We start from the raw sequence: 13,256 nt of genomic DNA, 5'->3' as shown, positions 1-13,256 counted from the left end.
TGACCCCTTAATAAAACTAAAATCTGATACTTTTTACAGTACCAGATTTTATATATAATTCCTTTTATCATGTCACACATAAAAAATCAAATACTAAAGAGGAGATGCATGATCATGAACAAAAGTAGACGTATCGGACTCATTATGATTATTACAGGAGCCACATTATGGGGATTATCTGGACCGATGATTCAATGGCTATTTCAACATACGAACGTATCATCAATTGATTTTTTAACAATTCGCTTGTTGCTTGCAGGAGTATTTATTTTGTCTTTCTTACTAATAAAGAAACAAAACATATTTCAAATTTGGAGACACCCTAGACATTCTATACAGCTTATTATTTTCTCTATTCTTGGCATGCTTGGTGCGCAGTACGCTTTTATCGAAACAGTTCATATTAGTAATGCCGTAACGGCAACGCTATTTCAATTTCTAGGCCCTGTTCTTATTACCATTTACGTTGCGTTTGAGCAAAAGAAATTCCCTGCTTCTATGCAAATACTCGCAATTATAACTGCTCTAACAGGGACATACTTTATTATTACAAACGGTTCAATTGAAAATATTGTTTTATCTAAAGCAGCTATTACTTTCGGTCTATTAACAGCGATTGGTTTTGCGTTTTATACCCTTCATCCGGCTTCCCTTATTAAAGAATGCGGAACAACTATAGTAATTGGCTGGGGGATGTTAATTGGAGGGATTGCACTGCTTATTTGTAATCGTTCTTTTGGGTGGAATCAGATTTCGCAAACTTTCACACTTCAAACTTTTTCTATGCTTATTCTTATCATTATAAGTGGCACTCTTTCTTTCCTTCTTTATATCGGGAGTCTTAAATATTTAGCAGCAACAGAAACAAGTATTTTATCTAGCATTGAACCACTTGTAGCTGCCATCGTTTCAATCGCTTGGCTTAATGAATCTTTTGGAGCATATCAATTATTAGGCGGAGTATGTATCGTCCTTTCTGTTATTTTCTTAACAATGCCTCAAAAAGAGAGAGAACCAACCTTTTCAACTGAACAAATATAAAGTGAAACTTTAATCAGTGGGGGGTTCCATCCCCCACTGATTATTAGCCCTCAACAATTGGGATAGAAAATGTCAAAAGAGGTCGTACAAAACTTACGACCTCTTTTTATGATTTAAAGGAATTGTCCCGCCTGCTAGCAAATACAATTATACTAACAATAAAAATTAGGAGTGTGGCACCATGAAAAAAATCGGAACTATGCTACTTTTCTCCTTCCTCATTACTGGCTGCGCGCAATCGCAACCCGATTCAACAGCACCTAAAAAAGAAGTAATAGAAACGTCATCCTCTCAAATTAACGCACCTTCCTTTTTTCACCTTAGTGTCTTAAAAGATGTAAATTGGGAAGAAGCACCATCATTCGTAGAAGGAAAAATACCGTTAAAAGGCATTGAAAGAAAAATTGCAATGGCTGATAGCTCTATTATCGCAAATGAGCAAAATGAAATAATGTGGTTCTTCCTGGATCCTGAAATGCCAACTGGAAAACTATCTATTATCGCGTTAAAACAAGGAACTACAACTCCAACACCAGTACTCTTTCAAAAAGAAACCTCCAAACAAACTTGGACTACTTCAAATACAGTCGATACAACCGTAAAGGAACTCCCTCTCGTAATGTCACTACCTTCATCTGGATTATGGGTATTAAACATATATGTGAATGAAAGATATTATGATCAATTTGTAATCAATGCCGAATAAAGTGACAAAACTGAAACACTTCCTTACAACAATGTAATTTCTACGTCACGTACTTCGATAGGTGGATTATCTCTCTTCTCTTATACTTAAAGTAAGAAATGACGCGAGGAGAGATGAGAGATGAAAAAAATGATAGAAGTGATCGTAGCAGTAACTGAGGTTTTAATAAATGGTAAACAAGTTGCAATGGAGTTAAATAAATAATGAAAGGGGCTTGAATAAATTTACACTTCTTCATTATTTTGATTTCTTATCTCAAAAAAAGCAGTGCCTTTTTAAGGCGCTGCTTTTGACTATTTATAACTTGGCATTTTCGTAATCTGTGCCACACCTGAATCAATGGCTGCTTTCGCTACTACTTCTGCAACACTTGGAACAACTCTTTTATCTAATGGATTTGGAATTACATAATTCGCATTACGCTCTTCGTCCGTAATTATGTTAGCGATCCCATATGCTGCTGCTAATTTCATCTCTTCTGTAATATCAGTCGCGCGTACGTCTAATGCACCACGGAATATACCAGGGAACGCTAATACATTATTTACTTGATTTGAATAATCAGAACGACCAGTTCCAACTACAGCAGCTCCAGCTGCTAATGCGTCCTCTGGGAATATTTCTGGGATTGGATTCGCCATTGCAAACACAATTTGTTTCTCGTTCATCGTCTGTATAAGTTCTTTCGTTAATACGTTTGGAGCAGATACACCGATGAAAATATCAGCTTGATGAATCGCTTCCTTTAATGTTCCACGTACATATTCTCGATTTGTCTTCTTTGAAACTTCGATTTGCGCTTCGTTCATCCATGTTTCACCTTCACAAACAATACCTTCTAAACTAACTAACGTAATGTGTTTTGCGCCAGCTTTTAATAATAATTTTCCAATTGCAATTCCTGCCGAACCCGCACCGTTAATAACAATTTTCACATCGTCCATTTGTTTACTTACAACTTTTAATGCATTAATAACAGCTGCTAAAACAACAATAGCCGTCCCATGCTGATCATCATGAAATACAGGAATATTCGTTTCTTCTTTTAATCGTTTTTCAATTTCAAAGCAACGTGGTGCTGCAATATCCTCTAAATTAATTCCTGCAAATGTAGGCTCTAAATTTTTAACAAGGGTAACGATTTCATCCACATCAGTCGTCCCTAAACATAACGGGAAAGCATCTACATTCGCAAATGTCTTAAATAAAATACTTTTCCCTTCCATAACAGGCATAGCCGCTTTCGGTCCAATATTCCCTAAACCAAGTACTGCAGTTCCATCTGAAACAACTGCAACCATATTACCACGTGCTGTATAGTCATAAGCTGTTTCCTCATCTGCCGCAATTGCTTTACAAGACTCTGCTACCCCCGGTGTATAAGTCAAACTTAAATCGTCCGCTGTATTCACTTCTACTTTACTTGTAATTTCAATTTTCCCTACTAATTCTTTATGCAATAACAATGATCTTTCATTAATTTGTTTTTCTAACATACTTATAATCTCCCCTTAATTTGACAAGCTAGCTATATGAATATAGCTAGCTTGTTTGATCATGAAAACATTTTTAATAAAATTGTCGCTGTTACGACCATTGCAGCCCCACCTAAACGCGTTGAAATTTGTGCGAACGGCATTAATTCCATACGATTTGAAGCTGATAAAATAGCAACATCTCCAGTTCCACCTAAACCACTATGACATCCAGTTACAATCGCTGATTCAACTGGATACATTTTCATCACTTTCCCTACAAGAAAACCTGACGCTACCATTGTAAGAACAACCGATGCGCACACAACAACATATCCTACCGAAAGAACTGCTGCTACGTCTTTTAACGGAATATATAGCAATCCTAAACCGACCATTAATGGCCATGTTAAATTCTTTGAAATGAATTTATATAAATGGAATGCTCCTTGCTCCATTTTTGCTGGCATTAGATTAAAGTACTTCACAATTGCCGCTGAAAAAATCATAATGATTGCTCCTGGAATACCGATAAACTTAGAAGCGAATCCTCCGAAAATAAAGAATGTACATGCAATCAATAATCCTGCTCCCATTAATGAGAAATCAATTGGTTTTTCTGTATTTTGCTCCTTTAATAAATCTGCTTGATTGTCTGTTTTTACTAATACACCATTACCACTAAGCTCAGGTCTCTTCTCACCTAAACGCTTCATATACCCTGCACTCACGATTGCAAACATATTCCCAATAATAGCTGCCGGAATAAGCTGTGATACAAACGTTGCTGATGATTCATTTAAAATATCACTATAAGCTAGCGACAATGGTAAAATCCCTTCTCCGATACCACCACTCACAATTGGTACGATGATAAAGAAAAATGTCTGCTTCATTTCAAATCCAAATAGTGAACCGACTAATAAGCCCACTGCTACAGAAGCTAACGTTCCTACTACTAAAGGAATAAACATACGAACGAACCCCTGCACTAACACTTTACGGTTCATTCCCAAAATACTTCCAACTACTAAACAAGAAATATATAAATATAAAAAGTTCGATTTTTTCATTAACATAGTCGCAGCTTCCATTGAAGCTGGATTCATCCAGTTAAAAAATACAAGTAACGATGGAATAAATAATGAGAGAATTGCTGGACCACCGATATTTTTTAATATTGGAATTCTCATTCCAATATCACCTAAGAAAATACCCATGATCATAATAACTGCAAAACCACCAATCATATCTGCTGGTAATTTATTATATACAGATGCTCCATAAATAATAGCAGCCAATACTACATATAACGGTAAAGGTATAACACCGATTTTAACGTTCATAATTTTAGAAGCGAAAGATTCACTTTTCAATTCATTGCCTTCAGAAAATGATATCGCTTCCACATTTTTTTGAATTCCCATATGGCACCCCCTTGTTTTCTTAATAACAATATTAAAACGCTTTCAATAGTAAAAATAGTTTTTGTAAGTTTTGTAATTGGTTTTGTAATTAAAAAAAGTATAAGCGACTTATAATAAGCCGCTTATACGTAAAAGTCTATTTTATTCCGGTCAATACACCTTAATTTACTCACCGGTCTTCCCACATTTTGATACACCATTTCATTCTCTAATACTCCGATTTCAGTCAAAAACATTACATACTTTCGAATAGAAACTCTCGAAACCCCTACTAATTGCGCCATTTCATCAGTTGTAAATGCTTGTCCATTAAGTGATTCGATTTTCTTCCAAATTAATTGCAATGTTTGCTTCGTTAATCCCTTTGGAAGTTCTTTATTAACAAAAGATTCTCTTTTTTCTTTTTGCAAAATTAATGAATCTAATTCCGATTGACTAATTTTTTGTTGTTCTTTCATAAAAGTAAGTTTTTCTCGATATACAGTTAATGCCTCTTTAAATCGTTCAAATGTAAATGGTTTAATTAAATAATCTACTACGCCATATTGTAATGCCTTTTTAATACTCACCATATCATGTACAGCTGAAATCATCATAATATCAATTTCTTTTTCTTGATTCCGAATATACATTAACAGCTCAAATCCAGTCTCTTCAGGCATAAAAATATCAAGTAATACTAAATCTACTCGTGATTTCTCTAATACTTCTATCGCCTCTTTTACTGATTTAGCTGCATGAACAAGTTCAAATCCTCCCACTTGCTCTAAATAATGCGTATTTAACATCGCAACCATCGGATCATCTTCTACAATCAAAACTTTAATCATATTTGCTTCTCATCCCTACCTTTAGGTATTTCAATTGTTATCGTTGTTCCCTCTCCTAATAAGGAGGAAATGTGAATCTCCCCATTTATTCGCTGTATACTTTCTTTTACAAGATACAAACCATAACCGCGATTATCCCCTTTTGTGGAATAACCTTTTGTAAATAATGCATCCACTGCGTCTTCTTCTATACCTTTCCCCGTATCTTGTACTGTAATAGTTAATGCATTCTGATATTGTATCCCAACTTCAACTTGTTTCTTTTTGCAATGTATCACTGCCTCTAATGCATTATCTATTAAGTTCCCTACAATCGTAATAAGTTCATGAGTAATACTTTCATCATATATTTCCGGCAAGTAAGAATCTTCACTTATAATTAACTTTATATTTTTCTCCCTAGCATAGCTAAGTTTACCTAGTAAAAAACCAGCAAATACTGGACTTTTTATTCTTTTCATAACCCCACCAATTTCATATTGATGCTCTGATACCATACTACTTACATATTTCTGCAATTCTTCATACTGTTTCATATGTGTTAGCCCTAATACGACATGCATTTTATTCATAAATTCATGAGATTGTGCCCGTAACGCTTCCGCATATAGCCTAATACCAGTTAGTTCCTCTGCTAATTTTCTAATTTCTGTTTTATCACGAAATGTTGCGATCGCGCCAACTATTTCTCCTTTTACATATAAAGGAACACGATTTGTGACAATCGTAATCCCGTAAATATTTTGTTCTTCGTTTAATTGTACCTCGCCTGTTTGCAACACTTCTTTTATACGTGAATTTGGCATATACAATTCAACATCTTTACCAATAAAGTCTTCTTCAAGTCCACTTTTCTTAAATAATCGTTTTGCCTCATTATTTATTAAAGTTACATTCGCCTCTTTATCTACAGCAATAATACCTTCTTTCACCGAAAGCAACATCGTATTTCTTTCTTCAAGAATTTTTGCTATCCTATGCGGCTCAAGACCAAATAAACTTTTCTTTATATGTCTAGCTAGCAATATTGCTCCTATAATCCCAACTAATACTCCAACTCCGACACCAATATAAATAATATGTCTACTTTGCTTAACTCTTTCTTTTACATTATCTGCTGAAATACCGACAGCTACTGCTCCAAGCTGTTCACCTGTTTCAGAAAATATTGGTACAAACACTCGCATTGAAATACCTAAAGTTCCTTCTGCTAGCGATACATGTTCCTTCCCTTTCAATGCAGGTCCTTCATCTCCCCCAATAAAATGATGACCTATTTTTTGAGGATTTGGATGAGATTTTCTTATTCCATCCATATCCATAACTACAATAAATTGAACACCTGTATTTTTTAATATTCTATTTGTATACGTTTGGATTGCTGAAGTATCTGCTTTCCCAATCAAACCATTGATTACAACTGAATCATTCGCCACAATGTGTGCAATTGTTTTCGCTTTCTCTGCTTGGCTTTCCTCCGTTGTCCGTTCTACATTATGACTAATTAATATATCTGTCACAAGTAAAGAAAAAATTACAACTGTACAAACTAACAATGTAATCGTTTTCCATAAATTCCATAGTCTTTTTCTTTTTTTCATCCCGTTAATGACTCCCCTAATTACTGAATAGAAAAATAAGTAAGGTGATATTATTTTCACCTTACTTATTTGCTGTTATTATACTTTAAATTTACTAGTCATTGCTTGTAGTTCTTCGGCCATCTCAGCTAAGTTTTGCGAAGCCGAACTAATTTCTTCCATCGAATTTACTTGTTCTTCTGTTGAAGCTGCAACACTTTGCATACTAGCTGTATTTTCTTCTGCAGCCGCTGCAATTTCATCAATAGCGTTTGTCACTTCATTTGCATCTCCAGCGATTCTCTTCGTTGTTTCTACCATTTGATTAACTTGAGAAACAATATGAGTAGTAGAACTTAAAATTTCTGTAAAACTTACTTTCGTTTTTGTTACAACATCTAAGCCTTGTTGAACTTCCCCACTCACATTATCCATTGCCTTAACAGTATGTTCAATATCAGCCTTAATTTCTGCAATTAAATTTGCAATCTCTCCAGATGATTCTCCTGATTGCTCTGCTAATTTTCTAACTTCATCAGCTACAATAGCAAATCCTCTTCCCTGCTCACCTGCTCTTGCCGCCTCAATAGCCGCATTTAAAGCTAATAAGTTCGTTTGAGTAGCAATATTTTGAATTGCTTCAGAAATAGCTCCTACCTGCTTTGATTTCTCATCAAGAAGTTTAATAATAGCATCTGACTCGGATACCGATTTAGAAATAGACTGCATTTGTTTTGCTGTTTGTTCAACCAATTCTTCCCCTTCTTCAGCTCTTTCTCTCGCATGTAATGAGGAGATAGAAATTGATTCCGCGCTTCCAGTTACATCTTGAATTGCTGTATTTACCTGTTGTAATGTAGCCGCACCTTCTTCAACACCTTGACTTTGTGATTCAGCCCCACCTGATACTTGTTCCATTGCAATTGTAATTTGATCTGTCGCATCATTTGCTTGCTGTACGCTCGCTGTTAACTCTTCAGCCGATGCAGCGACATGTTCTGCTGAAAAACTAATTTGAGTAATCACATCTTGTAAAGAGGCAGACATTTCATTAAATGAATTCCCTAATTTCCCTATATCATCCTTGGAATGGATTGTAATTTTCTCTGTCAAATCTCCCTTACTAATTTTATGTGCCGAGTCAGCTATTTTTCTTAATGGTCTTGTAATAGACTTTGTAATGAAATAAATTAGTACACTACCAAATACAATAGCGATAGCAATGACAATCAAAGTCTTATAAAACACTGGATTCGCAGCTTGGGTAATTTCTTCGTCGAACATAACTCCAACTACTTTCCATCCTGTTTTCTCATTTGTTTCAAAGATTAAATTCTTTTTATCACCTTGTTCTGTATAAGACACATTTCCTTGTTTTTCTTCATAAATTGGTTTAATCCACGGATCAGTAACTTTTGCACCTGGTTTTCTAGACGGATGACTAACAATTTGCTTATTTTGATCTAAAATAACGGCATAACCTTTTTCACCAATGTTAATCATTTTGGAAATTTTTAAGATGTTATCTAAATTTAAGTTAATTCCTATAACACCTTTACCATCTTTTACTTCTTTAGCAATTGTCACTACCATATTTTTAGTAGATGCTGATTGATATGGTGCAGTAACAATTACTTTCCCTTTATTTTCATGTGCTTCTTTATACCAAGATCTATCTGTTGGATTATACCCATCAGCCATTTGGATAAATGGTTCTCTTATAAACTTTCCCGCCTGTGTTCCAATATAAATACCTTCTACTTCTGGATGAAGTTTTATATATTGCGCTAACTTCGTTCTTACTATTTCTTCTTGTCCGTTTGGATATGTATCCTCTGTTAAGATGTCTGCAAAGTACGTCGCATCAACAAATTTCTCTTCTATATTTTGAGAAATAACAGTATTTAAAACTGAAATATTCTCCTTTGCTTTATCGGTCATTTGATGTTCAAAATTTGTTTTGGCAGTTTGATATGAAACACCACCGATAATAAGTCCTGGTATAGTTAAAATAATAAAAAATGAAATGATTAATTTTTTATTGATACTCATACTTTTAACCCAGTTAAATATATTTTGCATAATAAGCCTCCTTTATGTAATAGAACACTTGTGTAATTTTACACAATCAACATGTATAAAACAATATATAATGATAACATGTAATTTTTTCGTCAATTATGCATTTTTACATATCCACTTCTCCTAAACATTTTAATCCTAAAAAACAAGAGAACTTTAGCATATATAATAAGCTAAAGTTCTCTTGTTTTTTAACAGCTTCTCTTCAAAAAAATCTGCAAAACTTCTCTTACAATTCCTTAAATCTTTATCCTTCACCTTATAGTTATATAGTTCATGCTCTTCTTCCTAATTTATTTGGAGTTATTTACATAGCTAATTGCCTGACTCCCCATCTGCACCCATGCCTGTTCAAATTTTCCTCTTGGCACTTTTACATCTAAGCTATCATCGAGGGGATCTCGAATATATACAGATTCCTTATCGTACCCAACAAGTACAACACAATGTTCATTATACGTAATAGAAACATCCCCACTATTTGTTTCCCATGTAGTAAATTCATCTTCATCTAAAGGAGCATATGTTGCATTCGTAATCATGACTACCGGGTGCCCTGCTTTTACACTCTTATAAATTTCTTCTATACTCTTCCCTGTTAAGTCCACAGCTTTATTCGGTAAATATTTTTTTGCTAACTGAAAAAGTGGTCCGTGATATACACCGTATCCGGATTCAGAAAAGGTATAAATATTCCCTACAAATCCTTCATTCGGATTCCCACGTACACCATCTTCCATAAAATTAACTTTTTTTATTTCATTTGCTAATTTCATCTTATCTACAGAAACACCTGCGTATTGTAACATCATCGCTAAACTTGTTACTTCGCAGCCTCTATCTAACTCTGGTAATTGCTGAATTAAAGGCACATTTGATAACATGACTTTTTCATCGTTATTACTAAACTCTATTCGTTTTTGACTTTGTACACTTGAAAATAGTAACCCCTTTACTTTCTCTACATACTTTGTAATTCCATTTGTATATGCACCCCATACCCCTATACATAGTAAGGCCATACATATATACCACTTCCATTTTCGTATCACTCTCACGCCCTTTTTAATTCGTTAAATACGAATAAAACGCATCAGCATCTGTTTGAACCATAGGAACAAACTTAAGCTCTTTTCCCTTTTCAGGTTGTTCAAGATTTATCTTCTCCGCTAAATCTTGAATCTTCAAATTCGTTCTATCCATACCTAGCTCATCTGCTATTTCTATTACCTTTTGCTCATTTATTTCTCTTAATACTTGATATATATCTTTGCCATATAAATCAATATGATATTTTTTTGCTTCTTCCTGTACTTTTTGTTCGTACACTTCTTGTGCTAACTCTTCCATCTCTTTTCCTTGTTGAGCAATACCTAGCTTTTCTGCTTCTTCTCTAACTTTCGTTCCGTAGATTTCTTCCTCAATCTCTTCTATTTCTTTTCCTTCAGTTGAAACACCAAGCTTTTCTGCTTCATTATTAATTTTAATCTTATTAATTTGATCAATTAAACTTACAATCGACGTATTCTCTATAGATATTCCTAGTTTCAACGCTTCTTTCCTCACTTTTGTTTCATAAATTTCTTCTGAAAGAATTCCAACATCTTTCCCTTCTGCCGAGATACCTAATTGATTAGCTTCTCTTCCTACTTCCGTCTCATGAATTTCTTTTTCTAACGTAATTTGTTCTTTCCCATCCGTTTCAATGCCTAACTTTTCCGCTTTTTCTTCCGTATGCATTGCATGTATTTTCCCATCATTTAATTGTTCTTTACTACGCTGCGTGTAATCTGTCTTTCCTTTTGTCATTCCAGAAGGGGAGGCACCCCCTAATATACTTAAACTCATTACTCCAATAGTGAATACCGTCATCATTTTCTTTTTCAAGACTTCTTCCTCCCTCTCACGCTTTCTTTTTCCAGCTTTCCCATAAATTTTTTTATACTATACATAAACTTCATCTCTGTTAGAAATAACCTTATGATTTATCCAGTTCATTCAAAAAAACTTACATCTTTTCTTTCCATCACAAGTTTCCATTATGTAATACATGCTACAAGTTATTCCTTAACTTTCCCTTAAAAAAGACGACCTTGTAAAAACAAGGTCGTCTTCTCACTTATAATCTTTGATTTTTTGGGAAAATCACTTCAAAACAAGTTCCTTCTCCCCATTTGCTCTCTACCGATATTTTTCCATAATGCTTTTCTACAATCCAATTAGCGATTGAAAGACCTAACCCAGCTCCTTCTGACATACTTCTTGCTTTGTCTCCTTGATAAAAACGATCAAATAAATTTGGAATATCTTCTTCTTTAACTCCTATCCCATTATCTTTCACCCGTATACGAATTGAATTACTCGTTTGTGTGCAATCAATTTGAATATGCCCATCTTCATTCGTATACTTCATCGCATTATCTAACAATATGACCATCATTTGATGGATTCTCTCTCTATCACCCATAAACGTTATATCACGTTCTACTTTTAATATCATCGCTTTTTCTTGATAAGAGGCAATTTCTTTATATGGATTTATAATTTCTTCTAACAACTTATCCAGTTCAAATGTTTTCTTTTCCATCTCAATTTGATTAGAATCCGAACGTGCTAACAACAATAAATTGCTAACGAGTTTCGATAGCCGCCTACATTCTTTTGAAATTGTAGAGATATCCACGGCTTTTTCTTCTATCGTAGCGGATGGGGACTGGAATAATACATCCGTTTTTGATTGAATAACTGCAAGCGGTGTTCTTAATTCATGTGATGCATCGGAAACGAATTGCTGCTGTTTCTCCCATGAATTTTGAATAGGTATGAGTGCCCTGCCAGCTAGGAAAAAACCGATACCTATTGCACATAGACTGCCTATGCTACAACCTATTATGAGAATTAAAAATAAAGTATTTAGCATTTCTTCTTCAGCTGTTGTATCACGTACAATTTGAACTATTTTTCCATCTTCTTGAAACGCAAACGTTCTAAAATATCGTCCTTGCACTTCAATATCTTGCAAATCCCCTACCTTTTTTGGAGAAAACTTTTCCAAATCCCCTTCAAAGTTAGAGCGAAATTTATGGTTATCGCCTTCTATCTCCACTATTTTTCCATTCCAAGTTATTATAGTTATCCGTGGGTCTCGAATTTTGATATTCTCTATACGTTTTCTTGGTGGTGGCATTTTAACATCAAATTTTTCTCTATACTGAGTTATCATTTTTATAGATTGATCCACTTCATTATAAGTACGCTTGTATGTGTACGAATAAATAATACTACCTAATACACCTATTAATAGGATAAATACTAACGAATTCAATATAGTTAGACGAATACGTGTCTTTTGAAACATGCTTCCCTTTCTCATTGTTCTTTTAATATATATCCAATACCACGAACGGTTTGAATATCTTTCTGATAACCGAATGGTTCTAATTTTTTACGTAAATGATGTACATACACTTCTACAATTGCTACTGTCGTATCAGAATCAAATCCCCAAACACGATCAAAAATTTGTTCACGCATTAAAATCTTCCCGCTATTTTGAATGAGATACTCTAGTAGCTCATATTGTTTTAATGTCAGCTTAATACCTTGTCCATCTACTTGAATGTCTTTATCTTTTCCGAACAATTCAATCCCTTTATAGCGAATGGTCTGCTGTGTTGTTAAACTACCACTTCTGCGTAGTAATGCACGAATTCTCGCTTTTAATTCAGGGGCCTGAAACGGTTTAACAATATAATCATCTCCACCAAAGTCCAATCCTTTCACTCGATCTTCTAAAGAATCCCTCGCTGTCAAAAACAGGACTGGCGTTTCAATCTTTTCATCACGTATTTTTTGAATCACTTCAAATCCGTCCATTTCTGGCATCATCACATCAAGCAAAATTGCATCATAAATGTTTTGCAGCGCCAAAAACAAGCCGTCTTCCCCATTCATTGCCGTATCCACTTCAAATTCATCACGTAAAATTTGTACGATAGACTCTAATAACGAGGCATTATCTTCTACTACAAGTAAGCGCATATTCTCACCTTCCACAATCTATTTCAACTCTCTTTATTATTGCATCTCTTCTCTTCATAACGAAATAATGTAAT

Annotated in this window: 11 protein-coding genes and 1 pseudogene; 2 read left to right on the top strand and 10 right to left on the bottom strand. The window is 34.5% G+C overall.

Annotated features, from left to right (window positions below):
• Positions 1 to 114: 114 nt before the first annotated feature.
• Positions 115 to 1,041: a DMT family transporter gene (locus tag QCI77_RS03020; protein WP_002140321.1), complete on the top strand. Its 927-nt coding sequence runs from the start codon at positions 115 to 117 to the stop codon at positions 1,039 to 1,041.
• 181 nt (positions 1,042 to 1,222) lie between these two features.
• Complete coding sequence (locus tag QCI77_RS03015; RefSeq protein ID WP_002029695.1) at positions 1,223 to 1,747, top strand: DUF4871 domain-containing protein; 525 nt, start codon at positions 1,223 to 1,225, stop codon at positions 1,745 to 1,747.
• A gap of 293 nt (positions 1,748 to 2,040) precedes the next feature.
• Here QCI77_RS03015 and QCI77_RS03010 read toward each other — a convergent pair whose 3' ends face one another.
• The 10 genes and pseudogenes from QCI77_RS03010 to QCI77_RS02970 all read right to left on the bottom strand — a co-directional run bounded on the left by QCI77_RS03010 (position 2,041) and on the right by QCI77_RS02970 (position 13,182).
• The gene (locus QCI77_RS03010) at positions 2,041 to 3,243 is read right to left on the bottom strand and encodes an NAD(P)-dependent malic enzyme (RefSeq protein ID WP_016101857.1); all 1,203 of its coding nucleotides are present in this window, start codon (positions 3,241 to 3,243) and stop codon (positions 2,041 to 2,043) included.
• Positions 3,244 to 3,302: 59 nt separating this feature from the next.
• Positions 3,303 to 4,649, bottom strand: coding sequence for a 2-hydroxycarboxylate transporter family protein (locus QCI77_RS03005; protein WP_016121435.1), 1,347 nt, complete (start codon positions 4,647 to 4,649; stop codon positions 3,303 to 3,305).
• A 122-nt stretch (positions 4,650 to 4,771) separates the two neighbouring features.
• Positions 4,772 to 5,479 carry a response regulator gene (locus QCI77_RS03000; RefSeq protein ID WP_002188244.1) on the bottom strand — a complete coding sequence of 236 codons (708 nt, stop codon included), beginning with the start codon at positions 5,477 to 5,479 and terminating at the stop codon, positions 4,772 to 4,774.
• Positions 5,476 to 7,080 (bottom strand): sensor histidine kinase, encoded by a 1,605-nt coding sequence (locus QCI77_RS02995; protein WP_002188243.1) that lies wholly within the window; start codon positions 7,078 to 7,080, stop codon positions 5,476 to 5,478. The genes QCI77_RS03000 and QCI77_RS02995 overlap by 4 nt, the downstream gene beginning before the upstream one ends.
• A gap of 78 nt (positions 7,081 to 7,158) precedes the next feature.
• Positions 7,159 to 7,977, bottom strand: coding sequence for a methyl-accepting chemotaxis protein (locus QCI77_RS30885; RefSeq protein ID WP_434476221.1), 819 nt, complete (start codon positions 7,975 to 7,977; stop codon positions 7,159 to 7,161).
• A 120-nt stretch (positions 7,978 to 8,097) separates the two neighbouring features.
• Positions 8,098 to 9,000, bottom strand: a pseudogene (locus QCI77_RS30880) (HAMP domain-containing protein); the annotation flags it as partial.
• Between the two features lie 434 nt (positions 9,001 to 9,434).
• Complete coding sequence (locus tag QCI77_RS02985; RefSeq protein ID WP_002125127.1) at positions 9,435 to 10,163, bottom strand: C39 family peptidase; 729 nt, start codon at positions 10,161 to 10,163, stop codon at positions 9,435 to 9,437.
• A 43-nt stretch (positions 10,164 to 10,206) separates the two neighbouring features.
• Positions 10,207 to 11,028 carry a hypothetical protein gene (locus QCI77_RS02980; RefSeq protein WP_033708233.1) on the bottom strand — a complete coding sequence of 274 codons (822 nt, stop codon included), beginning with the start codon at positions 11,026 to 11,028 and terminating at the stop codon, positions 10,207 to 10,209.
• Positions 11,029 to 11,260: 232 nt separating this feature from the next.
• On the bottom strand, positions 11,261 to 12,499 hold the full coding sequence (locus tag QCI77_RS02975) for a sensor histidine kinase (protein ID WP_044444449.1): 1,239 nt from the start codon (positions 12,497 to 12,499) through the stop codon (positions 11,261 to 11,263).
• An 11-nt stretch (positions 12,500 to 12,510) separates the two neighbouring features.
• Positions 12,511 to 13,182, bottom strand: coding sequence for a response regulator transcription factor (locus QCI77_RS02970; RefSeq protein WP_002091066.1), 672 nt, complete (start codon positions 13,180 to 13,182; stop codon positions 12,511 to 12,513).
• Positions 13,183 to 13,256 lie beyond the last annotated feature (74 nt).

The sequence above is a fragment of the Bacillus cereus group sp. MG9 genome (assembly GCF_040459995.1).
Taxonomy (GTDB): Bacteria; Bacillota; Bacilli; order Bacillales; family Bacillaceae_G; genus Bacillus_A; species Bacillus_A mycoides.
This window is presented reverse-complemented; position numbering and strand designations above follow the sequence as displayed.